This is a genomic window from Kribbella sindirgiensis (assembly GCF_004331435.1).
GTDB classification, from domain to species: Bacteria; Actinomycetota; Actinomycetes; order Propionibacteriales; family Kribbellaceae; genus Kribbella; species Kribbella sindirgiensis.
In genome coordinates, this window is record NZ_SJKA01000008.1 from 306540 (window position 1) to 331088 (window position 24549).

Here is a 24549-nt window from a genome sequence, read left to right on the forward strand (position 1 = left end):
CAACCTCGAAATCGCTGTTCTGGCCTAGGCCGGATAGCGTACGGATCCGCAGTTCACGCCCTTGCTGGTGGCCAGGCGGTACGGCATCCAGCCGATCCCCGTCTTGATCATCTCGATGACCTCGGGTGAGCCCTTGGGCGTCACCACGGTCCAGTTCCGCGTCTTCGGGTCCCAGTACTGCGTGGTCTGCGAGCGGCAGGTCTGCACCGCGACGGTGTTGTCCGGCGTGCTCTTGGCACCGACCACGACCACGCTGCCCGGTGGCCTCATCACCCAGCCGTTGCGCTTGGCATCTTGGATGCCCTGCGACACGTCGGCGTAGAAGAACGACGGGAACTGCTTCTTCAGGATCGTGTCGTCCTTGGTGACCAGGGCCTGGAAGTAGAGCGGGTAGCTGGTCACGAGGCCTTGGACGGCGGGGTTGGACGCGAAGTTCCCTGGTTGGACGATGACTTGTTTCGCGGTCGGTGCGGTCGGCTTGGCCGTGGTGGCCGGCGCGGTGGTCGCGGGTGGTTCCGAGGACGGTGCGGTGGACGGTGTGCTGGACGTCGTCGTACCGGACTCGCCGCCGACCGGGACAGGACGGCCGCCGTCGTTCGTGTCCTTGCTGCAGGCGCTCAGCAGCAGGACACCGGCGACGGCAACGGCCGGGAGGGCAAACCTACGCACGGACTGATTCCTCCGGTGTCTAGCGCCCGCTCGACGGCGCGCTGCTGGTGGGGCCTGACGGTTCGCCGGTCGGCGGGGTGTCGGACGGGGTCGGCGTCGGCGTCACGTTCGGCGAGCAGGAGGCCGGGAACGGGAACGGCGACAGGGTCCAGATCGGGGTCGGCGATCCGAGGGTCCAGGTCGGGCAGGGCAGGTCGATGGTCGGCGGCCGCGGGGTGTCGATCGGGCCGCCGGGGCCGTCGGTGGTCGAGTTCACGACGATCGGCGGGATGGTCGGGCTGTCGTCCGCCTTCTCGACGCCCTGTTCGGCGTGCGCCTGTCCGGTGCCGCTGGCCTTCAGAGAGGTCTTGCCGATCAGGCCGAGGAACGTCGTCTTGTTGGCGATGTCGACCTGGATGTCGACCTCTTTGTCGGTCAGCGTGGTCGGCCCGCAGGCGGTGACCGCCGGGTCGTTGGACCGCACCTGCCCGCAGAACTCGGTGATCGCGGCCGCCGCCTTGGCGGTGTCGATCTTCGCCTCGGCGACGTTCAGCTGGATGGCCGCGGCGCCGACGCGCGCGGCTTCCTGCGCGTAGCCGACCGCACGGGACCGGGCGCCCAGCTGCCGGCCGCCGTCGATCACGAGACCGGCCAGGGTGAAGATCATCACCGCGAGGATCGCGACGGCGGGGCTCAGCGCGCCGCGCGCGAACAGCCGATGGTTGCGCTGCGCATCGATCCGGAAGAACTCGACGACCCGCGAGCGAGAGCGCTCAGGGCCGTTCCCAGGGGCGTTGCCAGCGCCGTTCCTAGGAGCCATTGCCGCGCACCCCCCGGTACGGATCGATCGAGGACGTGAACCGCTTGGTGATCTTGGTGTCGCCGCCCAGGCCGAGCAGTCCGAGGTCGCGGTAGTTGATCGTGCACGAGACCTCGACCGACAACGGCGAGCCGGCCGCGAACCCGGTGGTGATCGAGCCCGCCGCGGACTCCTTGCAGGAGGCCACCGCCTGGCTCATCGTCGTACTGACGGCGTTGTCGACGCGGGCCTGCGCATCCTGCAGCGACCGCGCCTGGCTGGCGCCCCGGGCAGCGTCACGGGCCGCGCTCTCCAGCAGCGAGGACGTCTGGAAGTACCGTCCGCAGGCCAGCAGGAACATGAACAGGGCCAGCAGCACGGGTGCCAGGATCACCATCTCCAGCGCCATCGTGCCGCGCTCGCCAGTGCGGCGGTGCCGCCCGCGGGACCACGGTCTGCTCGTCATCTGCTCGCTCACTTGTCGGCTTCGAACTGTTCGATCCGTCCGGTGGCGGTCCGGGTCACCTTCAGCTCCAGGCCGGGCACCAGCGACACGGTCTTGCCGGTCACCGTGAACGAGACCACACCTTCAGGGTCGTTGTACGCCGGGAACGGGACGGTGGCGTTCTGCAGCGTCGTACCGCCGAGCTGCTGGGCGTAGGACTGGACGTCCGCGCGCACCTTCTCCCCCACCGCCGGGGTGTAGACCAGCGGCTGCACCAGCCGCAGCCGCGACACGCCTTCCTCCGCGGCGTTCAGCGCGACGGAACGCCCGTACAGCCACAGAGCGGTCTGGATGGAGACGAAGATCAGCGCGATGATCGCCGGCGCGAGGATGGACAGCTCGAGGGTGCTGACGCCCCGCTCGGACCGTCTCCGCGCCCTCGTCATTCCTTCTCGATATCCGCGGTGTGCTTGGCGATGACGCGCTTCACGACGACGCCGATCGCGAGCGCGGCGACGACCAGGATGCCCGAGATGATCGCCCACTCGAGTGCGGAGGCGCCCAGTTCGGTGTTCCCCTGCTTCGCGCGGGCCCGCTGGGCCTGCGCCCGTGCCACCGCGTAGCCGGCCATGGCCCGCCAGAACATCAACTCCGAGGTCATCCGCATGCCTTCCAGTTCGTGAGGCCGAAGCAGGCCTCAGTATGCCGTGTTCGACGGACCATTCCGTCCAACGGATCCCTTGCCCTCATCCCTTTGTCCAATCACTGTCCGGACTAACTTCCGAGGATCGCCACGCCGGCCGGGAAGGCCAGGAACAGGAAGAACGCCGAGATCATCACCAGCTGCGCGACCAGCATCGACTGCGACCGCTCACCCGCCTTGCCTTCCACGTCGGCCAGTTCCTTGCGCCGCAGCGACGCGGCCCGGGCGAGCAGCGACGACCGGATCTTCGCGCCCTCGTCACCGGCCAGCGCGAGCGCCGAGGCCAGGTCCCGCAGTTCCTCGACGCCGAGGTCCTCACCGAGCCGCGCCATCGCGTCCCACGGCGTGATGCCGATCAGCCGCGCGTTCGCGAGCGCCTGCCGGATCCGGGCCATCGCCCAGTGCTCGCCGATCGTCGAGGCCGTCATCAGCGCCTCGGGCAGACCGCGGCCGCCCGCCAGGTTCATCGCGACCAGGTCCAGGAAGCTGCCGACCACGTGCCGGAAGTCGCGCCGCCGCGCCTCCGCCTGCTGCCGGAGCGTCAGGTCGGGCAGGAAGAACGCCAGCGCCATGAAGGCGAGCGTGACGATCGCCGGGGCCACGCCGGGCGCGCTGATCCCGATCTCGGCGGCCAGGAAGAGCACGATCGGGATGAAGATCATCGCGCCGAGCGCGAACAGGACCTTGGTCGCGAGCATCGCGGCGAACGGCTGGTTCATCACCGCGAGGTCGCGGCGCAACTTGCCGAACGCCCAGCCGCGCGCGTTCGCCTCCAGCTCGAGCCGGCGGCCGAGGGTCTGCCGGGCCCGGTCGACGCCGCCCAGCACCCGCTCGCCGGCGGCGCTGGTGGTGGCGCCGCTGGTGTAACCGCCGCGGCCCGCGTCGATCCGCGCGATGGTCGAGAGCACGTTGGCCCGCGGCTTGATGAACATCCTGACCAGCACGTACACGCCGAGTCCGGCGATCCCGCCGGTGATGAAGGCCCACGTCATCCGCTCACCACCTCCATCCGGTCGTCGCCCGACCGGTTGTGCCGCTGGTCATCGGTCATGCCGATCAGGAACCGGTCCGGTACCTCGATCTTGGCCAGCCGCCGCAGCCACAGCAGTCCGACCGCGTAGAGCCCGATCACGACGGCCAGCACGACCTGCCCGACGAAGCTCGTGTACGGCGCCATGTACGCCGAGTTGAACAGCACCAGACCGGCCGCCATCAGGAGCGTGATCGCCACCACGACCTGCACGCTGCGCCGGGTCGAACGACGTTCCGCCGCGACCTTCCGGCGTACGTCGAGTTCCTCGCGGGCCGAGTCGGCCAGGGCGCTCAGCACCTCGCGCAGACCGGGACCGCGCAGCCGGGCGTTCAGCACCAGGGCGGCGACGATCAGGTCCGCGGACGGGTCGTCCAGGTCGTCGGCGAACCGCATCAGGGCCGACGGCAACGGTTCGCGGATCCGCAGCCGGTCGACCAGCAGGTTCAGGCTGGGTTTGATCGCGGGCGCCGCGTTCACGGCCGTGGCCGGGATCGCCTGCTCCAGGCCGACCGCGCCGGCGATCGTGTCGCGCAGCGCCTCGGTCCAGGTGGCCAGCGCGTCCAGGCGGTCGATCGCCCGGCGTTCCTCACCGGTGCCGCCGAAGAAGCGGTCGGCCATCGCGGCGAGCAGGCCGAGGGCGACCGCGAGCACCAGCCAGCGGGTCACCACCAGCACGAGCAGGCCGATGGCGACGCCGGCGCCCATCCGGACCATGTTCTTGCGGCCCTCGATGCTCCGGTTGCGGAAGAGCGAGGGGGTCTCGTCCTTCGGCTGGGTCCCGCGGATCGCGACGATCAGCAGCATCACGGCGCCGCCGACCAACGCGCCGCACAGCAGCGCTCCCAGTGTCCTGTCGGTCATCGCGTCACGCCCACGTTCCGTGCACGAGCGGCTGGTACCCGAAGTGCTCGAGTTCGTCCATGCACGCGATCGGGGCGTGCGCCGCGGCGTGGCCGTCCGGTCCCGGTGCGAACACCTCGCCGGACAGCACCCGGCCGTCCCATCCGGTGACCTCCCGGATGCTCTCGACGTACCGGCTGAGGCCGCCGCCGCGGGAGTAGTCGTTGTGCTTGCGGACGAAGACGACGAAGTCGAGCGCGCCGGCGATCAGCATCTGGGTGGCGTCCATCGGCAGCCGCTCGCGGGCCTGGATCGCGTACGTGCTGATCCGGTTGAACACCTCCATCGAGCTGTTCGAGTGGATCGTCGACAGCGAGCCGTCGTTGCCCTGGCTCATCGCGTTCAGCATCGTCACGATCTCGTCGCCGAGCACCTCACCGACGATCACCCGGCTCGGGTTCATCCGCAGCGAACGCCGGACCAGGTCGGCCATGCTGACCTCGCCGACGCCTTCGGAGTTCGGCAGCCGCTCCTCGAACGCGACCACGTTCGGATGCAGGTCCTTGAACTCGCCCAGACCGAGTTCGAGCGAGCGCTCGACGGTGATCAGCCGCTCGTGCGGCTGGATCTCGTTGGCCAGCGCCCGCAGCAGGGTCGTCTTCCCCGAGTTCGTGGCGCCGGCGATCATGATGTTCTTGCGCGCCGCGACCGCGGCCCGCAGGAACGAGCCGACGTCGTCGGAGATGGTTCCGTTGCCCACCAGGTCCTTGAGGAACACCTTGCCGAGCCGGGCGCGCCGGATCGACACCGCGGGACGGGACGTCACGCCCATCACCGCCGACAGCCGGGACCCGTCCGGCAGCCGGAGGTCCAGCTGCGGGTTCGCCGAGTCGAACGGCCGGCTGGTCAGACCGGCGTGCGCCGCCAGTACCTGGATCAGCTCGACCAGCTCCTCGTCGCTCTCGGCGACCGGTCCCGGGGTCTCCTCGCGACCGTCGCCGTACTGCACGAAGACCTGGTCGCAGCCGTTGATGTCGATGTTCTCGACCTCGGGGTCGTCGATCAGCGGCTGCAGCCGGCCGACCCCGAACAGTGCGGAGTGGATCGCGCCGGCGATCTGCGCGTCGTCGTCCGGCGTCGGCGGCGTCCGGCCCTCGGCCAGCTCGTACCGCGCGTGGTCCTCGAGCACCTGCACGATCAGGGACCGCGCGTACTCCCGCTCGTCCTCCGCACTCATCGGAGGTACGCCGTTCACCTGGTCACGCCGGCGCTGCTCGTTCAGCCGCTCCGCAACCTGCACCCGCAGCTTGCGCACCAGCTCCTGATCAGCGCTCACCGGTAATCACCCGGCGGGAACGCCGCGTTCGCCATGTCGAAGTCCTGCGGCGGCGGAGCCGAGACCAGGGCGGCCATCTCCGCGGTGATGGCGCTCGCGGACCGGATCAGCTGGGTCTTGTCGAGCCGGCCGTGACCACGCCCGTCGAAGAACGCCGCACCGACCGGGTCGTACGCCAGGTGCCAGCGGTGCCGCACCGGCAGCGACATGGCGTCCAGCACGGACCACACCTGCTTCACGCCGTCCCGCTGCTTCGGGTCGGCCACGACGACCACGCCGAGTTGTGCGTCGACATGGTGCACCAGCGTGGACAGCCGCTCCCGCAGGTGCGCCACCGACGAGCCGGTCGCCGTACACACCAGTACGACGAGACGCGCGGACTGGATGACCGGCAACTGCGGCGACGACGCGCCGATCCGCCCGCAGTCGGCCAGTACGTCGCCGTTCTGCATCTGGTTGAACGAGATGCCGAGCGGATGCCACAGACCGCCCATACCGCCGACCTGCTCCGGCGAGCGCACACCGAGCAGTACGTCGAGACCGCCGTCGAGCTGCTGGCTGTGCGCGAGGATGACCTCGTCCCCCAGCCCTTTCCGGCTCGCGGCGGCGAGGCTGACCAGGCCGCGATCGGAGTTGAGTCCGGCACCACCCGGTCCGGTCATACGGATCGCCACATCGCTGCCGGCCGGGTCGCACTCCGCAAGCAGCACCTGCCGCGGCCAGAGCGCACCGAAGACCAGGCTGGCCGTGGTCACGCCGGGCGAGCCCTTCGCGCTCGCGAGCGCCACCAGCGCCATCAGTTGGCCCCGTTGCGCGCGACGTCCGGCTTGGTGCCCGGCGCCAGCTTCACCAGCACGAGGGTCTTGGCCGCGGCCGCTGCCGCGACCGTGGTGATGTCGTCGGCCGGGATCAGGATCGTCACGTTGAGCGAGCTGTTCGAATTCGTCTTGCTGTCGGTGATCGCGCCGGCCGTAGAAGTGACCTCGGCCGCGCTGACCAACGGCACCGCGGCGCCCTCCGCGTTGGCCGAGGGGACCCGGATGACCTTGACGATGTCGCCGACCAGGAGCCCGTCCGACGGCGCGCGCCCGGCCTCCAGGCTGACGCCGACCAGGGCGCCACCGGCCGGGATCGGCTGCTCGTCCTTCCCGGTCAGGTTCTCCGGTGTCAGGTACTGGTCCTCGTACAGCCACGTCTTCGTGTAGCGGCCGATGTACTTCTGCGCTTCGGACCACGGAATCAGGCCACGGGTCGCACCGGCCAGGTCTCCCCGCGCGAGGTCCTTCTCCTCGAGCTTGTGGCCCGGCGCCAGCGCATCGGCGGAGATCGCCACGAAGCCGGAGCGGTTGCCGCTGTTCAGCGCGATCAGCGCCGATCCGGCGGCGCCGAGCAGGATCAGGATGACCGCGAGCGCGGCCAGGGCAGGACGCCGTTCCCGGCCGCTCGGGAGACGGGTCGAACCGCCGCCCGTCGATCGGCCCGCTGCCCGGGCGCCTTGGGAAGAGCTACGCGTGGAGGACGAGAGACTCACCCGCATACCGTAATGGCAGCGAGGTGCCATTCGTGCCAGGAGGCCACTGCCGTTACCGCGCTGCGACCCGCTTCAGTTCGGCCGGCTTGAGCAGCTGGTTGAAGGTGCCCGGTCCGCCGTACAACTGGTCTAGATAGGCATACATCGCGCGCAGGCACAGGCCGATCTGACGCTGCCAGTCGGGCTGTCCCTCCAGCCAGATGACGAGCTCCCGCCCCTCGACCAGCGTGACGGCGGCGTTCACCGGCTGCACCAGCCGGTCGGTCTCGGGGTCCGGTTCGATCTCCGGGCCGCGGACCTCCTGGACCACGGCCGCCAGCGCTGCCTGCTCCGAGCCGGTGAAGAAGTAGTCGAACCCGTGTTCGCCGTGCAGCCGGTCGAGGTACTCGCAGAGCGCCAGGAACAGTTCGATGCCGTCGTACTCCCGGCCGTCCCCGGCGTGGTGCCGCAACTGGGCCACTGAGCTGCGTGCTTGGGGGATGTTCCACTCCGAGTCACCGAACTTCTCCCACATGGTCTTGATCCTAGGCGGGCCGGTGGGCGTAAATCGTTAACGGTTCGGGTGAATTGAGTTGCTGGCAAGTAACCGATTGTTTGCTAAATTCCGGACCAGAGGGTCCGGGTGACAACTGGTGATCACCCGGGCACTTAACGGGAGGGGTGGTTCGGCTGACTACAACGACGTTGTCCGCCACGGAGCCGACGGCTCGCGCTCGCTGGGCGATCGGGAACGCTCTGGGGATCCTGCACCCCTCGTCGGTGCCGCTGCGTGACGGCCGGGTCCGGCTGACCACGCGCGACGACGTACTGGCGGCGCGCGTGATGCGCGCGATCGAGGAGTTGCTCGCCCGCCGGGCTGCGGACCGGATCAGCGACGACCGGCTGCTGGCGGAGTCCGTCAGCGTGATCGGCTCCGAAGTCGCCCGGGCCCGTGGTGAGCTGCCCGCGCGCGGTGCGGTCGACGCCCTCGACCGGTACCTCCGGGTGCCGGGGCTGGACGAGTCCCGTCGTACCGAGGCCGACGCGATGCTCCGGGTCGCCCTCAGCGGCGCGGCGCCGGACGACCCCGAGTCAGCGTCCCGGCTCAACCGGCTGACAGCGCCGCGGAACGCGCTGGCGACGTCCTCGCTCGTGTCCGCCTCGGCGGCGATCAACCGCGACGCGGAGCTCTTGGGCTTGGGTACGCCGCCCGAACCGCGGCGCGGACGCCACCGTGCACGGGTCGGCAGCAGGCATCGGAGCGCGGAAGGACGCCGGGTCTGGACGTCGCAGATCCGCGGCACCGGACTGACCGTCGGCACGCGTCCGAGCGCGCAGGGGCAGCTGACCGACCTGCACGCGCTGAACCTGCTCGCCGGGATGGATCGCCAGGCCCTGGCGGCCGCGGTGACCGACCGTCCGGACGTCGACCCGGACGCGCGTCAGACCGTCCTGGAGATGACGGGCTCCGCCGTACCGCAGCAACTGCGGGTCGAGATCGGCGACACCACGCTGGGCGCGCTGGGGCAGGGCATCATCCGCGCCGGCACGGCGAACGACCCGCACGTACTGCGGATTCCGGCCGGACTCAGCGACGAACAGGTCCGCTACGTCTGGACGCACCAGCTGACGCTGATGTCGCAGGAGATCGCCGCCGCCGAGGCAGGCCGGTCCCGCGGCGTCTTCGGCCGGTTGAAGTCCGTCTTCGGCCATGAGCGCCGCGATCGGCGGCTGCACGCGGACCACGCCGCGTTCCAGAGCCTGCTCAGAGACTGGCACGAGGCCCGCGCCGAGACGCTCGCCACCGGGCGTCCGAGCGGGCCGCGCAGCCTCGCCGAGCTCGAGCGCGACCTGGAAGGTCTGGCCCGGACCATTCGGCGGCACGGCGGTTCCGAGCCCGCACTCCCCTGGACCGCCGGAGCGGTCGCAACCCCCGACGCGACCGCCGCGGGCCGGGCTGCCGCGCGCGCGGACGCCGCAGCGAAGCCCGCCCGGAACACGCCCGCTCACCTCCGCGGCCAGGTCGTCACCCAGATCGAGGCGCTGCAGGCCGCGGTCACGGACCTCGACAAGAAGGCGACGAAGAAGCGGGACACCTCCCGCGACGCGACCAAGGAGGCCGACAAGGCCGACGAGGACGCCGGCGAGGAAGACCAGCAACGCGACCGCGGCGCACCCGAGCGGGCGCGCAAGCTGCGCGTCACGGCCCAGACCGCCCGCAACAAGGCCGGCCGGCACTCCGAGATCGCCGGTGCCTACGAGCAGGCGGCCGCCGACGCACGGCAGGCCCTGGACGGCTATCAGACGCTCCTCACCGAGATCGACGCGGACGGTTCGCAGCACCGGATCGCCGATCTGGCCGCTGCCGCCCAGCGACAGGTAGCGGTGTACGAGCGCAGCCTCGGCCAGGCGATGCCGGCCAAGGAACTCCTGATGACCGGTATGCCGGAAGGCGACCAGCTCAAGCTGCCGGTCGCCGACATCAACCGGATGCTGCGAGCCAAGTTCAACGAGCAGCTGCCGACCCGCGGCCCGCTCCCGGATCCCGCCGCGCAGTACCGGCGACTGCTGTCCCGCGACGGAATGGTGTTCAACGTCGACGACGAGGGCGGCACCGCGGACGTCTCCGCGGTGCGCCAGGTGCGGCTGCGGCTGATCCCGGACGACCTCACCGAGCGCGACGACATCGACTTCACGATGGCCGAGCAGATGTCGGGCTCGCTCGGCGAGGGCGGTACGAGTGTCGGCACGACCGACACCCACTCGACGAACGTCAACATCGGCGTCAACATCGGGCCGATCCTCGCGCTCGCCGCACCCGGTACGCCGGTCCACGCCGCCGCGCAGCTCGTCTCGCCGAAGGTCGAGGTGGCGCGCGGCCGCTCGCTCGCCGAGAGCAGCGGGGCCACGGCCCACCACCAGTCCGGCTGGGTCGACGACAACCGCGGTGAGTCGATCCTCTACGAGTGGTCCGGCAAGTGGCAGATCGAGGTCCGGGCCTCCCCCACCGAGCCCTGGTCGGCGGTCGAAACGGTCGACGCCGGGCGCCAGCAGACGTGGGTCTCCAGCGCGTACACGGTGAAGCCGCCGACCGAGACCGTCACGCTGGCGGAGATCGGCCACGGGCAGGAGGTCACGGGCGAGTTCCCGCGGCACGCGGTCACGAGCATCACCGGACTGCACGACGTGACCGATCGCCTGGTCCGCAGGGCGCAGCACGAGTACGGCGACCTGGACCGGGCCTCGTACAACCACATCGCCGGCCTGATGGTCAACGACTCGTACCGCCTGCTCCGCGAGTTCAGTCAGCCCGGCGGTGTCACCCGGCGGATCCCCGGCCGCGGCGACACGGCGTACGACCTGACGTGGGAGGTCGTACCGGTCTGGGCCGACGCCCAGCTCGTCGGTGAGTCCAGCTCGGAGATGTGGCAGGAAGAGGTCCTCGTCGACTTCGCCGGCCTGAACGCGAGCCAGACCTACACGGCGTCGGTCACCGGTACCGGGTCGGTCGGGTTCCCGGGCAAGCCGTCCGACGTGAGCCCGGTGGCCGCGGCAGCCGCGCTCAACAACGTCGGCGGTTCCGGCGTGAACGTGGGACCGAACGCGTCGGCCGGGCGCAACGTGTCCCGGTCCGGTGGCCAGAGCGTCAGCATGACCACGATCACTCCGGCCGTGCACCGCAACCAGGGCCCGACGCAGGGCGTGCTGGTAGGCCTCCAGGTGCGCGCCACGTTGCGCAAGGTCGGCGATTCCACGGCCGCGCCGATCATCGAGACCGGCGAGTGCCGCGGCCTGCTGCGGGTCGCCGAGAACGACCTGCTGCGCGCGGGCGGCCGGGCGGACAAGGACGCCGTACTGCGGGAAGCCGACGGCACCGTCAAGATGGACAAGCACGGGCACGTGCTGTTGCGCGGCGATGCCGTGCCGTCGACCGAGCCGCAGAAGATGCCGCCGTGGATGGGCCGCGGCGAGAACCAGCTGCGCGGTGTCGGCAAGGCCCTGCCGCAGAACCTCAAGGGCGCCGAGCGAGCGCAGCGCCAGGCGTTGGACCAGCTGGCCAAGATGGGCCTGGTTGCGCGGCCGGGACAGCCTGCCACCGCACAGCAGCTGGCCAACCGCGAGCGGATCAGGCAGCAGATCAGCGCACCGCGACTCGAGGCCGGTATCAACCAGGCCTGTCAGGGCGGCCTGATCGTGATGCTCGAGGACACCGGCTTCGCGGGGACGCCGCGCTGGCGGCCGTTCCGGCTGCAGGTCACGCAGGACTACGACGAGGCGACCAAGGAGTTCGAGGCCAAAGGCGCCGGGACCAGCACGAACGAGAACGTCGTAATCCTCGGCATCAGCTCTGCGGCCACCGGCCGGACGTCGAGCCGGTCCCGGGGCGTGCCGCTGTCCGCCGGGGTCGGCGCCTCCAACCCGCCGGCCGAAGGCGTCCGCGGCTGGATGGGCAAGATCGGCGTGAAGTTCAGCCGGAACGCGCTCGGCCGCACGCTGAGCTGGACCGCGGGACGGCGCGTCAACAACGTCACGCTGAGCGAGAGCACCGAACCGCTCGACCGGCTCGAGCAGGGCATCCGGATCACGTTCGCCGAGATCACCGACAAGGGCGACGCCAAGCCGATCGCCGACGTCCGCGGCACCATGGAGGTCGCGTACGACAGCTCGATGACCCGCGCCGACACCCCGGTGTACGAGAAGAACCCGAAGCGGCCGCACCACCTGGCGGTCGAGCAGGGGTTCCCGGTCGCGGTGGACGCCGGTAACGCGGCCGACGAGCTGTGCAAGGCGATCCCCGCGATCCGGTCCGACTCCACCGCGCTGCCCGCGCTGCACGCGGCGCTGTCACCGACCAGCCTGGTCGCGAACCGCGAGTGGATGAACGGCAGCTACCGGCTGCCGTTCGTGGTGGTCCGGGCCCCGGGCAGCCCGGCACATGTGATGGCGGACGGGACGATCCTGCCGCAGGAGTACGAGATCGTGATCCGCGGCGAGGCGGTCAGCCAGACCCACGTCGCGATGAGCCAAGAGAACTCGGTCGACATCAACTTCACGATGACAGACGTCGGCTCCACATCGGGTACGTCGGCCTCGGGCGGCGTCAGCGGCGACGTCGGGGGCGGACTGGTGGAGGCCGGCGGCGCCGCCACCTCCGGGAACCTGTCGGCCGGACGCACCGGCGGCCGGTCGCAGTCCACCACGACCAGCGAGACCTCCGGCGACGAGCGGCTGCTCATCAATCCGGGCACGCACCACGAGTTCATCGAGCGCTACAGGATGACCGCCGACATCGTGCACAACGGTCAGGTGATCAAGTCGGTCCCGTTGCCGGACGCGCTGGCGCAGAAGGCGATGGCCGAGCGGCGAGCGCTGGATCTGTACGCCGCCCGCAAGCTCGATCTGCCGCTCTGGGTGGCGTCCGACGCCGCTGAGCGGTACCTGAACGACAGGCTGCCGATCAGTCACCGCGTCGCGGGCGGCTTCCTGCGCCGTTACCAGCAGGAGAAGGCCGGCGTGACCACCGGCCTGGCCGCCGAGCACCCGGTCGAGCGTCTGACCGCGAAGCTGCGGGAGAACACCCGGTCCCCGGCCGTGGGGGCCTCGACCGCCGACGCGGAACTGGAAGCGACCGCCAAGAGTGTCGAAGAAAAGGCGCGCGTCCGCCGTGTCATGAGCACCTCCCAGGCGTACGAGGACAGCCAGGGAGCGGCCAAGATCGAGTCGCTCACCGTCGAAGGCACCGACCAGCGGGTCGACCTGCGGACCCTGGTCGAGCCGCAGTTCGACGCCCTCGCTCCCGGGCTGCGGAACGCCAGCCGGCTGCTCCAGAGCGCCCTGGACATCGACCTGAAGCCGGGGAACTTCCACGGCCACCTCGAGGACATGTTCGGCGCGGACGGCTTCGAGGTCCCGATCGAGGTGCCGATCCAGGGGCAGGAACGGCCGGACGTCTTCTTCGTCCAGGTGGAGCTCCGGACCGAGGGCGAGCGCACCATCGAGAACGTTCCGGACAAGCCGGACGGGACCCCCGACATCCCGAAGGAGGAGGCCGGCAGCGTCGACCAGAACTACGACTACGAGCAACTCGACCGGTCGGCCGCCCACACCGTGACGGTCTCCGCCGGTGTCGACGGCAAGACTCCTACCGCCCTCGGCGACGGCTCCGGCGGGGTCTCGACGGACCAGACCACGTCCCACACGGGCGGCGACGGCGTGCAGAACGCCGGGATCGACCGGTTGGGCCATTTCGACCCGGTCAAGACGCATCAGACGGTCGTGTTCACGACCAGGGTCGTCAGGGTCCGCAATGCCGGCGCGGCCGCGATGGCCAGTGCCCGCTGGAAGCTCGGCCGGATCGACCCGGCCGACGTCACCAGCGTCTCCGAACCTCGTGAGCTCCGCGCGGACCTGGTCCAGTGGGTCCCCCGCGGCGACCTGATGGACGGCCCGCGGATCGAGACCGGGCCGGAACTCGAGGATCGCGTCGAGCACCGCCCGATCCGGCTGCCGGAAGGCGCCGTCCCGATGCGGGTGGCGCTGCACGCGAAGGGCGCCGGCCGACGCAACGAACTGGCCGAGAACCTGACCGCCTATCTCGAGCAGCCCGGCGTCCTCGGCCGGCGCGGCACCGCGGAGTACCGGCATCTGATCCGGTCGAACCTCAAGCCGAGCGCGCTGAAGGCGAAGGCCGGACGGCTGCTCGGCGACGGCATCGCGCTGCAGCCGATGGCGCAGCCGGGCAACGGGCGGACGATGGTCAGCGTCAAGATCAACGCGACCGCGGTCGGCTGGGAGTTGCACGGACCGTCGCTCGAGGGTCAGGCGGGCCGGGTCTGGCGGCGGCAAGAGGTGTACCGCTCGTCCAGCAGCAGCAACCGGCTGACCCCGCTCACCGCGTCCGGCGGCGTCGACGGCGGACTCGTCTCGGTCAGCGGCTCGATCGGCGAACAGGTCAAGGAGCAGTCGTCGGATGCCAGCGGCACCCGGCTCGAGGGCAGCCGGTTCCTCGAGGGTCAGATGGTCACGGTCCGGATCCCGGTGGTGTACGACGCCACGGTCCGGACCACCACCGACAACGGCCGGGGCGAGCCGGTCGTGAAGAAGTCCACCAACCTGCCGGACGTGGCCCGCGGCGAGGTGTTCGTCCGGATGCTCCGGCACCAGTACCTCGAGGGACTCCGGCAGATGGAGACCGGCACGTCGCTCGACGCCGTACTGGCGAACGCGCGACTGGAGGCGATGCCGGCTGAGTTCGGGCCGCCGGACATCGTCGCGACCGAGTACACGCAGGGCAAGGACGGCGCCGTCTACCAGCCGTACCGCCCGCTGCTCGACGCCCTCGACCGGGCCAGGACCGGAGGCAAGCCCGTGGTGCTGCTGGTCCAGCAGGCCGACGGCACCGAGCGGAAGTACATGGCCCTTCCCGCCGACCGCGAACGGAACATCCCGGCGCGCCTCGTCGGCGACCGCGACGGCGGTTTCGCGGCGGCGTTCACGAGCCTGAACCCGAACCTGGCGCTGATCGCCCAGGGCCGGGTCGACCTGCGGGAGCTCTACAACACGTCGGCACCGGACGGCAGCTTCAGCGCGAAGGTGACCGCCGCACTGGAGAAGACCGGCGTGCCGCGGGACATGCTCAAAGCCCTCGACTACACGACGGCCGCGCGGACGCTGCCGGAGGCGTCCAACCAAGGCTCGCGGACGTCGCAGGGTGGCGCGGCCGGACGGACCATTGCACAAACCGGCCACGGGCCGTCGCTGTCCGGGCCGTGAGCCGATCATGGTGAGGCCGGAATCTGGTGGACGAGAGGGGCTTGATGGCATTCGCGGTGGCACGCACCTGGGACGAGGCGCAGCTGTACCTGGAGCTGCATCCGTGCCCGGACTGCGGAACGGCGGACGCGCCGTGGGAGCAGGCCCTGGTCCAGGTCGACGGTGACCTGGCGTCCCGTTACGCCGCGATCTGCCCGGTGTGTTCGGCCGAACGCGAGTACCTGTTCGGGGTGCCCGCGCACGAGACACCGGTGCGCGGCTGGCCGACGTTCGGCGGTCCGGAGCCGTCCGAGATCCTCGATGCGGGCCAGTGGCTGGACGTCGCCGACACCGCCGCGGCGGCCGTCCCCACGGATCCCGTCGAGGCCGGTAGGGTGCTGGCCATCGCGCAGGCCGCCGTCGCCGAGGTGATCAAGTTCGTTCCGGCCGGCGCGGACGCCGTACCGGACGACGAGTTCTGGACGCCGGAAGGTCAGGCGGTGCGTGCCGCGGAGCCGGGGCGCTTCCGGCTCGACCGGTTGCTGGTGACGCGGGACGCGTATGCCGAGCTGGGTAGAGAGATCAGCCAGACAGGAGCGAGATAACCGATGCCGATCGCACGGACCCTGTGGGAGGCCCAGATCTACGTCGCGCTGGAGACCGCACAGGCCGGACCGCAACCGGGTGAGGTGCTGGCGCCCGCCCCCGATTTCGAGCTGGGCGACAACCTCGTCGAGGGCCCGGACGCCTGGACCTACCGGTCGCCGATCGGCGAGATCACCATCCCGTACTCGTCACAGCACTCGTCCACGCGGCTCGGGGCGCACTGGGGACTGGGCCGGTCGCAGCTGGTCGACGCGGCGGAGTGGGCGGTTGTCGGGCACTTGTACGCCGATCGCACGATCGCGGCCGATATGGCGTACGACGGTCAGCCCGGCCAGGCGCGCTATCACGTCGAGCTCGGCTGGGAGCTTGCCGCCGAGGCGATCCGGGAGGCGATGAAGTCGCTGCCGGAAGGTACCAACGGCGGCGACGCGGTGCCTGACTCGGAGATCTGGACCAGCTTCGGCGCCGACGCGAAGGCGCGTGACCCGTATCTGGTCAGCCGCGCGAGGCTGGAAGACGACCTCGAGTACTACGCCGGCACGCTGGCGGACTTTCGGGCGTTGTACAGCGATTCATGATGTGACAAACCCCACCGGTGATTGTTAATCCTTCTGGTGGGATTTGTGGCGAGAAAACGAACAACTGGTTGCTAATCTCCCCGTCCGGTGATCCGAACGGGGAGATTTTCGTTGACGTCTGCTGCGAGCACGGAGGCCGACCCACGGGTTCGCGCGCGTCAGGCGCTCGGGCTCGCGGTCGGCGTGGTGGCGCCCGAGGCGCTCGCACTGCGCGACGGCACGCTGCGGTTGCGGCACTCTCGTGAACGGCTGGCTCGGAAGGCGCTCAATCGGCTCGAGCGTCGGCTCACGCGGCGAGCGGCTGCGGTCGGCGATGATCGGCTGGTTGCCGAGGCGGTGGCGTTCGCCGGGGCCGAGCTGGAGCTGGTGCGTGGTGGGCGTGCGGCGGACGGTGCGACTGGAGGGCTCGATGCGCTGCTCGATCTGCCGGGACTGCCTGCGGCGCAACAGCGCGAGGCGCAGGCCTTGCTGCATGACCTGCTCGACGGCAACCGCCTCGAGACCGAGACCGACCTCCGACGGCTGACCAGCGCCCGCGCCCGCTCCGAGAGCTCGAACCGGCCGTTCGCCGCAGACCTGGTGGCCAACGCCCGCGCCCTGTCCCACGACGCCAACCGCATGCCCTCACCCCAGCCGGTCGGGCGGGTGCGGCGTTCGGTGGGCGGGCGGCACGAATCGAGTGGTGGCGCCGGGCGTGCGGTGGGTGGTGGGTTCTTCGGGCCGATTCGGCGGCTCGTGGACGAGGTCCGGGCGAAGGGCCGGGCGCATCGGGTACTGCGGGATCGTCGGGCGGAGGCGCAGTACGAGGAGTTTCGTCGGCTGAGCGTGGAATGGCGGGACACGCGGGCCGGTCTGGGGGTCCGCCCGCTCGGCGAGGTCGAGACCGACCTGACCAACCTGTCCGGAGCCATCCGGCACGGCGGTCACCCCGCACCCAGCGTGCCGTGGGCCGGCGTACAGGTCGTCGCACCTGACACGCAGCAGACGCCGCCGACCACTCCGCAGGAACGCTTCCAAGCACGCGTGCGGCGGCAGATCGCGGACCTCGAGTCCGCGGCAGCGGATCACGCCAAGCGCGCCGACGTACGCACCGTAAGTGCGGCAGCCGCCCGCGACCAGGCAGCCGAGCTGTTCGCCGCGGCGGACGACGAGTCCGAGGCCCAGGACGCGTCCTCGAACGAACGAGCCCGCCGCCTCCGAGTCCGAGCCGTCGCCCGCCTACGAGTAGCCGACCGCCACACCCAGATCGCAACCCTCTGCACAACCGCAGCAGCTCAAGCCCGCACCGCCGCCGAGGCGTACCGCACGCTGTCCGCAGGAGGCGATCCGGAGGCGGCCGTGCGGGCGTATGAGGTGGCGAGTGCGGCCACTCTTCCGGCGAAGGGCGTGCAGCACAACGGGCTTCCGGTTGGGCGGCTTCCGCATCTGAGTGCGCTGTGCCGGGAGCTGAACGAGGCGGTGGCGGGGCGGTATGTGTTCACGCCGGACGTCCTGCACCGGACGCTGCGGGGTGAGAGTCGCCGGATCCTCTCGCCCGACGGCTTCGTGCTGACGATCGAGAACGAGTCGCGCGCGGACGCGGACGACCTGCTGCAGATCCACCTCCAGCTGGATCCCGGCGAGCTTCACGAGGTGCTGGACAGCCCGCTGACCATCGACGAGGCCCAGGTGGGGCAGGTGGTCCAGGGTGGCTTCAGCGTCGCGACCGCCGCGGCCCAGAACTCCGGCGCGACGGCCACCGCGAACCTCCGAACCGTGACGGAAATGCTGCCGGACACCAGCAAGCTGAAGGCGGCCGCCACGCTTGTAGCGCCCGGCGTCGAGCTGAGTCGCGGCCGCGGCCGGACGGTCAGCGGCGGGGCGACCGAGTTCGCCCAGACGGGTGCGGTCGAGGCGCTCCGCGGTGAGTTCCTGCGGTACCGCTCGGACCGGCCCCGCTGGATCTGGCGGATCCGCGAGTCGGCCACCGCCGACTGGTCACCGCCCAACGTCGTCGACGCCGGCAAGGACCGCGACGCGACGACCCTCGACCTCGGGTACATCCACACCTACACAGTTCCGCCGCCGACCGAGACAACCGACCTGGAGACACTCGGGCTGGCCGCGGAACGCCGTACCGCGATGCCTGAGCACATGGCGACCCGGGTCGACGGCCTCAACGACCTCTGCGACCGGACCATGGTGGAGCTGCGGGAGCGGCTCGGCTCCCTCGATCGGGTCGGACACGACCGGATCCGCGGTCTGATCGTCGAGGACGGGATGACCCGGCTGGACGAGACCACCCGCCCGGGCGGTGTCTGGCGCCTGATCACCGAGGGCGGTCGACCGGTTGCCTGGGCCCAGCTGGAGACGGTCGCCGACCTGGAGTCCGCCGAGCTGACCAGCGACAGCTCGCCGGACCACAAACTCGAACTCTGGCGCGTCGGCAACTCAGGCGCGTCCGGTAGCCAATCGGTCAGCTCGTCGCGCACCAACGGCGTCACGGCGAGTATGCCGATCTTCGACCTGGGCTCGACGACCGCGGATCTCGGTCCGGCAGCGCACGCGGGCCGGAACACCAGCCACGACGACACCGCGTCGACCGCCGACCTGGGCAGCCGCTGGAGCACCCAGCGGGTGGCACCGACCGTCGGTGTGAAGCTGCAGCTGCGGCACAAGGTCACGATCCACCGCCTCGACGGCGGCGAATCGTTCACGACCGAGGGCGCCGGCGAGGCCTGTCTGCGGATGGCGGAGCGCGACGCGTTCCGCTACGGACTCCCGGTCCCCGCCGCGGCTCTGCTCCGGGACCCGGACGGCAATGTACGACGTGGTACGGACGGCAAGCTCCTCCTGCGCGGGGACCCGCAGCCGACCGACGCTCCCCTGCAACTCCCGACGTGGCTCGGCAACGGCCCGGGGCAGCTCCGCGGTGCCGGACCGGCGATGATCCGGGAACTGACCGGCGCGGACGACGCTCTGCACGACTTCCTCAAGCACCTGTCGCGGCAGGGCATGATCCCGCCGCTCGACGACCACGGTCGCCCGCTGCCGACGGCCCTCGCAGGTCAGGACCCCGCCGTCGTCCTCAGCCAGGCAGAGAACTGGGAACGCGCGTGCCAGCAGATCGCCAAACACCGGCTGGAGACCGGCTACGACCACGCGGCGCAGGACCGGCTGAAATTCCAGCTCACCGAGCACCGCACCGGCCAGCCGCCGCGGGTCCGGTCGTACCAGATCGCCCTCGAGCAGCATTTCGACCGCGTGACGCCGATCGGTGTCGCGGACAACGACATGGTCGTCAACGTCGACATCGGCGTCAGTACGTCGGGACGTACCGGCAGCCGGGCGCAGAGTCTGCCGTGGTCGGCACAGCTGGGTCTGAGCAACGCACCGGCTCCTGGGGAGGCCGGGGCCACACCGAAGGTGAGCGCATCGGTCGGCCGCACGTCACGAGGCCGTTCGCTCGGCTGGTCGTCCAGCCGAGGCTCGTACCGGATGACGGTGGCCGAATCGGGTTCGCAGGTGGCGGTGTTCGACGTCCCGCACACGATCACGGTCAGCGAGATCACCTCGACCGGTACGGCGGTGGCGGTGGCCTCCTCCGAGGGCAGTGCCCGCGTCTGGCTCGACAGCGAGTTCTGCCGCGGAGCCGAGCACACCACGCTCGCCGTACCCGGCCGCGTCGAACCCAATCTGTTGCAGACGGCAACCATCCACCATCTCGACGCCCGGGACCCGATCGCCCGGCTGACCGCCGCCGTACCCAGCCTCGGCCGCGAGAACAGCTCCGCTCTGCACCACCTCAGCGGGTTCCTGGCCCCACGAAACCTCATCGCCCGGCCCGAGCTCCTCACCTCCGAGTACCGCACCGGCCTGGCCGTCGGTTCGGTACCGTCCGACGCACTCGAGGCGATCCGGCAACGCGGTCTCACGCCGCGCCCGTCCGCCCTGAGCCTCACCACCCGGGTCGAGAACCTCAGGTACGTCGGCAGCGGGCAGCCGATCGTCGCCGAACTCAACGTCACCCTCGCGACCACCGGCAGTACCGCCGGCGTGTCAGCCGCCGCGACCGCGGGGATCAATGGAGGCACCGGCACGGTGGCTGCCGACGGGCAGTCGCTCGGTGGCTCGATCGGGCTGACCCGTACGACCACCGTCTCGTCGAGCGCCGCCGAGTCGGCCACCACCGGCGTCGAGCGGACGCTGATGCGGGACGGACAGCACTACCAGTTCTGGGGCGATCTCGTCCTGGAAGCGCAGCTCCGGTCGGGCGGTGCCGCGCCGCGGCAGATCCCGCTCGAGAATGGCGCCGTACTCCTGACACTTCCCGAGCGCGACGCGTTGCAGTCGTACGGACGACGCGACCTGGACCTCCCGCTGTCGCAGGTCTCCGACGCGGTCGAGCGAGTGATCAACGGCAACCTCGTTCTCCCACGCCGTACGACGACCGCGCTGCTGCGGCGCTACCGGATCGACCGGCGGGGCGCGACCGAGGGTCTCGCGGCCGGCCACACCGACGAAGTGCTGGTCGACACGGTTCGGAAAGCGGTCGGGCTTCCGGCGCACCCCGACGAGCGGCTCGCCGCCGTGCTGATCCGGGCCGAAGACCTCGCCCGGCAGCGGATCGTGCCGCAACTCCCCCGCCACTACGACCGGATGATGGGCGCCGCGCAGGTCGACCGCGCGTCGCTGCAGGACCGGGACGGCAACGACACCGACACCTTCCGGGAGGTCTGCGCAGCCGTCGCGGAGCACTCCCCGCAGGCGCTGGACGATCCCGTCCTGGTCAATGCACTGCGCGGCGATCTCGCCGGCACCCGCTGGCGGAACCAGCTGGACGACATGCTCGATCCGCGGGGCTTCGTCCGCGAGTTCCCGGTCCGCGTCGGTTCGAACACCCGCAATCTCCGGGTCCGGGTGCGGTTGAGGTTCGTCGGCGAACCGAGTACCGAGGCCGGTGGGACGAAGGCCCAGAGCGGGAACGGGTTCGGCCTTGTCCAGCTGTGGAACCTGCGCGACCGCAGCCGCAGCCGGACCGAGGGCACGTCGTACGGCGGCACGCTCGACCTCTCGGGTTCCGATGCGATCCCGGCGACGGCGGGAGTCGGCGCGGAGCTCAGCACCTCCACGACCGCGGCGAGCAGCGACTCCACCACCGAGATCAGGACCGGGCTGGCGATCGCGACGGCTCGGGTCGAACGGGACTACGAGCTGTTCATCGAGGTCGAGGACTCGGCGGAACCCGGTGGGAAGTCCGCATCCACGACGCGCCGGCAGGCCAGCGGGCGCATGAGTCTGGCCGTTCCGGAGTCGGTGCTCGACTCAGCTCCCCCGCAGCACGACCTCAAGGTCTCAGATCACCGGCCTGTTGTCCTGCCCGAGCACTACCTCCCTGAGGGCACCCAGCCGTACCTGAGCGGTGCTGCCGAGGACAACACCTTGTTCGAGGCTGCCTGTGCTCGTCTCGGTGAGTTGGATCTGCTCAGGCCCGAAGGGGTCCGGATGCATGCCACGACGCTGGAGTCGCGGCTCGGCGGCGCGAACCGGATGGTCGCGTTCCAGGAGATGGCCGGCGCGTCGGGGTACGAGCTCGTCCCGCTCGCCGTTCCCGGGGACAGCGCGCGGGTGGTCGCGATCAGGGTCCGCGCCGAGGTCTCGGGTCTGGAGCTGGTCTCGGATCCGGACGAGGAGTCGACCACCCAGCTCGGTGAGAACTCCCGCGCGCTCCGAGTCAGCCAACTGACCGCACGCAGCAACCGGCTGCTGCCCGGTTCCCGGACGATCGGAACCGGTACGCCGGGCGGCGAGCTCAGCGTCAGCGCGACGAGCAGCCGGAGGGTCAGCGATCAGGACACCGGGACCGTCGGTGCTCGCCATGAAACCGGGGTGTACCAGTCCGGGCAGGTCGTCACGGTCAAGGTGCGGGTGGACTACCACCTGGACTTCGAGCGGCTCCGCCTCGGCCGGCGCAAGCAGCCGAAGGTCGAGCGCGCCGACACATTGCGGCGGGCGGCGTCCGGCGAGGCCTACCTGACGATGTACCGGCACGAGTACGACGCGATGCGGGCCAGGATGGAGTCCGGTCAGACCGCCGGTACCGAGAGCGCCCGGGTCCGGACCGTCCAGGTGAACGTCAACGCCGATGAGCAGCACCCGTACCAGCCGCTGGTCGACGCCCTCGACCAGGCCCGGCGCGAGGACGTCAACGTCCGGCTGGCGGTCCGTGAGGCGAACGGCCGGCGAACCGTCTACGTTGCCCATCCGGACGGCACCATGACCGGCCGGGGCGATCGTGGTTTCGCGGCGGCGTTCGCCACGTTGCATCCGCGGCTCGCGCTCCTCGCCGAGGGCCGCGTCGATCTCAGGGCCCTGCACACACCGGACGCTCCAGAGCGGCGGTTCACCAGCGCTGTCGTCGAGGCACTGCAACAGCGCGGCATCCCGGCGGCCGCACTCGCCGAAACCGACTCGCGGATGAGTCGCACCCGGACCACGAGCGCGCCGATGCGCCGGGGCCACACCGCCAACCCCGCGACCGGGATGGCGATCGATTGAGCGACTACGACCCGCCGTACGCGATCGCGCGGACGACGACCGAGGTGATGCTCTACCTCGACCTCACTGCCTGCCCGGACTGCGGCTCGGACGAAGCCGAGTGGCAGCACGATCTCCACGACGGAGCGCTGCGGTACGTCGGCGCGTGCGCGCGCTGCGGCTCCGAGCGGGAGTACCTGTTCTCACCGCCGTACCAAGGACTTCTCGACGACAGTGCGACCTTCGGCGGACCGGAACCGTCGGAGCTGGTCGACGCCGGGCAGTGGCTGGCGGTCGCCGACTGGATCGCCGGCCAGGTACCGGCCGGCGACCGGTCCGCGGCGGCCCGTGCCGTGATGGCCTATGCCCGCCAGGCCGTGCAGGAGGTCTTGAAGTTCATCCCGCCGGCCGGCGATGCCGTGCCCGACGAAGCGTTCTGGACGGACGCCGGACGGGCCGAGCGGGAACGCGACCCCGGGCGCTTCCGGTTGGACCGGCTGCTCGTCGTCAGGGACAGCTACTCGGACTGAGACAGGTCGATCCGGATCGCCCGAGCGTCGGCGCCGGCCTGCTCGAGCACCTTCTGTTTCGGGTCCGGTACGCCGAGGAACGGCGGCCGCACCAACCCGGCCAGCTCCTTCAGGCGGGGATCGTCGAGCACCGTGTCGACGGCCCGCCGGTCTCCCCCGCACACCAGTACGTCGAGCTTCGCCGGCGCCAGGATCCGCACCGCGACCTCGGTGGCCGCCGCGAACGCCTCGCGCGCCTGGTTGTCCCGCCGGCGCGCGTACCGCTGCTGCGACCAGCCGCCCGCCTTGGTCGTCCCCTGCACGTGCCGCGACCCGACCTTCGAGTCGAGAAGCTTGCCGCCGGCAAACACTCCCGCGCCGTAGCCGCCGCGCCGGACAAGCAGGACACCGAGGCGCCGCTCGGTGAGCACATGCGCCACGAGCCCCGCGCGGGACAACTCCGCGAGGGGCTCGAAAGGCACGGTGACGACGGCGGACTCGCCGTCCTCGGCCGTCAGCGTGACGCTCGTCGGCGTCACGTCGTACACGACCTCACCGTGCCGTTCGCCGAAGCCGGTCAGCCACCTGTCCAACCGCTCCGGCGCAACGTGAACGGTGCGCGTCATGCGTCATCGCCCTCGGACAGTGCCGCGCGCACGATCGCGCGCGCAGACGACAGCATCACGTCCGCGGCATCGTCGCGGCTCAATCCCGCCACGTCGACGAGCCAGACCAGCGCCTCGATACCGACAGCACTGCGCACGGCGATGGCGAGCCGGTGGACGGCGGCCTCGGACAACCTGTCCCGGGCCGGCGCGAGCGCGTCCTCGAACCAGCCGATACCGCGTCCCTGCCGAAGCGGCAGCTGATCCGGCTGCGAGGACGGCTCGAGCGACAGCCGGAGCATCGTGCGCTGCTGCGGCTCGAACTTCAGCAGCATCTCGATGAACGCTCCCACGACCGCCAGCAGCCGAGTCTCGGGGTCGTCGCCGCTGCCGGCCGGCAGCAAGGAGGTGAGCTCGACCTCCGGGTGCGCGGCGGCGAGCAGCTCGGCCTGACTGCGGAAGTACCGGTACGCCGTTGTCCGCGAGATCGAGGCGGCCGCGGCAGCCTCCTCGACCGTCGGGGCCGACCCGCCCTGGGTGATCAGCTCGCGAGCGGCGGCGATCAGGTCATTACGCGTGCGCTGCTTCTGCCGGGTCCGGCCGGACTGCTCGTACGCCGTTGACATGGCATACACGGTACCTTACTTTCGTAATGGGACTCGAGTCCCA

Annotated in this window: 18 protein-coding genes; 5 read left to right on the plus strand and 13 right to left on the minus strand. The window is 70.7% G+C overall.

Going from position 1 to position 24549, the window contains the following annotated elements; genetic code table 11:
• Nucleotides 1–24: 24 nt before the first annotated feature.
• The 11 genes from E0H50_RS24825 to E0H50_RS24875 all read right to left on the minus strand — a co-directional run bounded on the left by E0H50_RS24825 (nt 25) and on the right by E0H50_RS24875 (nt 7849).
• Nucleotides 25–669: a hypothetical protein gene (locus tag E0H50_RS24825; RefSeq protein ID WP_238151185.1), complete on the minus strand. Its 645-nt coding sequence runs from the start codon at nt 667–669 to the stop codon at nt 25–27.
• Between the two features lie 19 nt (nt 670–688).
• A complete protein-coding gene (locus E0H50_RS24830; protein ID WP_202868312.1) occupies nt 689–1468 on the minus strand; it encodes a TadE/TadG family type IV pilus assembly protein in 780 nt (259 codons plus the stop codon).
• Nucleotides 1458–1913, minus strand: coding sequence for a TadE/TadG family type IV pilus assembly protein (locus E0H50_RS24835; RefSeq protein ID WP_131292642.1), 456 nt, complete (start codon nt 1911–1913; stop codon nt 1458–1460). Before E0H50_RS24835 ends, E0H50_RS24830 begins: the two co-directional genes overlap by 11 nt.
• Nucleotides 1914–1921: 8 nt before the next feature.
• Nucleotides 1922–2338, minus strand: coding sequence for a TadE/TadG family type IV pilus assembly protein (locus E0H50_RS24840; protein WP_131292643.1), 417 nt, complete (start codon nt 2336–2338; stop codon nt 1922–1924).
• Nucleotides 2335–2553, minus strand: coding sequence for a hypothetical protein (locus tag E0H50_RS24845; RefSeq protein WP_131292644.1), 219 nt, complete (start codon nt 2551–2553; stop codon nt 2335–2337). The genes E0H50_RS24840 and E0H50_RS24845 overlap by 4 nt, the downstream gene beginning before the upstream one ends.
• Before the next feature lie 113 nt (nt 2554–2666).
• Nucleotides 2667–3587, minus strand: a complete 921-nt coding sequence (locus E0H50_RS24850) for a type II secretion system F family protein (protein ID WP_131292645.1) — start codon at nt 3585–3587, stop codon at nt 2667–2669.
• A complete protein-coding gene (locus E0H50_RS24855) occupies nt 3584–4489 on the minus strand; it encodes a type II secretion system F family protein (protein WP_131292646.1) in 906 nt (301 codons plus the stop codon). The genes E0H50_RS24850 and E0H50_RS24855 overlap by 4 nt, the downstream gene beginning before the upstream one ends.
• 4 nt (nt 4490–4493) lie before the next feature.
• Nucleotides 4494–5804 (minus strand): TadA family conjugal transfer-associated ATPase, encoded by a 1311-nt coding sequence (locus E0H50_RS24860; RefSeq protein ID WP_131292647.1) that lies wholly within the window; start codon nt 5802–5804, stop codon nt 4494–4496.
• Nucleotides 5801–6601, minus strand: coding sequence for a CpaE/TadZ family protein (locus E0H50_RS24865; RefSeq protein ID WP_131292649.1), 801 nt, complete (start codon nt 6599–6601; stop codon nt 5801–5803). The genes E0H50_RS24860 and E0H50_RS24865 overlap by 4 nt, the downstream gene beginning before the upstream one ends.
• Nucleotides 6601–7335, minus strand: a complete 735-nt coding sequence (locus E0H50_RS24870; RefSeq protein WP_131292651.1) for a hypothetical protein — start codon at nt 7333–7335, stop codon at nt 6601–6603. Before E0H50_RS24870 ends, E0H50_RS24865 begins: the two co-directional genes overlap by 1 nt.
• Nucleotides 7336–7387: 52 nt before the next feature.
• The gene (locus E0H50_RS24875) at nt 7388–7849 is read right to left on the minus strand and encodes a hypothetical protein (protein WP_131292653.1); all 462 of its coding nucleotides are present in this window, start codon (nt 7847–7849) and stop codon (nt 7388–7390) included.
• Between the two features lie 146 nt (nt 7850–7995).
• Here E0H50_RS24875 and E0H50_RS24880 point away from each other — a divergent pair, with 146 nt between their 5' ends.
• From E0H50_RS24880 to E0H50_RS24900, 5 genes are all read left to right on the plus strand, one after another.
• Entirely contained in the window at nt 7996–15087 is a 7092-nt protein-coding gene (locus E0H50_RS24880; protein WP_131292655.1) for a hypothetical protein, read from the plus strand.
• Nucleotides 15088–15131: 44 nt separating this feature from the next.
• Complete coding sequence (locus E0H50_RS24885) at nt 15132–15671, plus strand: hypothetical protein (RefSeq protein WP_131292657.1); 540 nt, start codon at nt 15132–15134, stop codon at nt 15669–15671.
• A 3-nt stretch (nt 15672–15674) separates the two neighbouring features.
• Nucleotides 15675–16250 carry a hypothetical protein gene (locus E0H50_RS24890; protein WP_131292659.1) on the plus strand — a complete coding sequence of 192 codons (576 nt, stop codon included), beginning with the start codon at nt 15675–15677 and terminating at the stop codon, nt 16248–16250.
• Between the two features lie 111 nt (nt 16251–16361).
• The gene (locus E0H50_RS24895) at nt 16362–22787 is read left to right on the plus strand and encodes a hypothetical protein (RefSeq protein ID WP_131292661.1); all 6426 of its coding nucleotides are present in this window, start codon (nt 16362–16364) and stop codon (nt 22785–22787) included.
• Complete coding sequence (locus E0H50_RS24900; protein ID WP_131292663.1) at nt 22784–23296, plus strand: hypothetical protein; 513 nt, start codon at nt 22784–22786, stop codon at nt 23294–23296. The genes E0H50_RS24895 and E0H50_RS24900 overlap by 4 nt, the downstream gene beginning before the upstream one ends.
• Here the strand turns inward: E0H50_RS24900 and E0H50_RS24905 are convergent.
• Together E0H50_RS24905 and E0H50_RS24910 are read right to left on the minus strand one after the other, a co-directional pair.
• Nucleotides 23284–23901: an acVLRF1 family peptidyl-tRNA hydrolase gene (locus E0H50_RS24905; RefSeq protein WP_131292664.1), complete on the minus strand. Its 618-nt coding sequence runs from the start codon at nt 23899–23901 to the stop codon at nt 23284–23286. The two genes, E0H50_RS24900 and E0H50_RS24905, sit on opposite strands and share 13 nt — an antisense overlap.
• Nucleotides 23898–24506, minus strand: coding sequence for a TetR/AcrR family transcriptional regulator (locus E0H50_RS24910; protein WP_131292665.1), 609 nt, complete (start codon nt 24504–24506; stop codon nt 23898–23900). Before E0H50_RS24910 ends, E0H50_RS24905 begins: the two co-directional genes overlap by 4 nt.
• Nucleotides 24507–24549 lie beyond the last annotated feature (43 nt).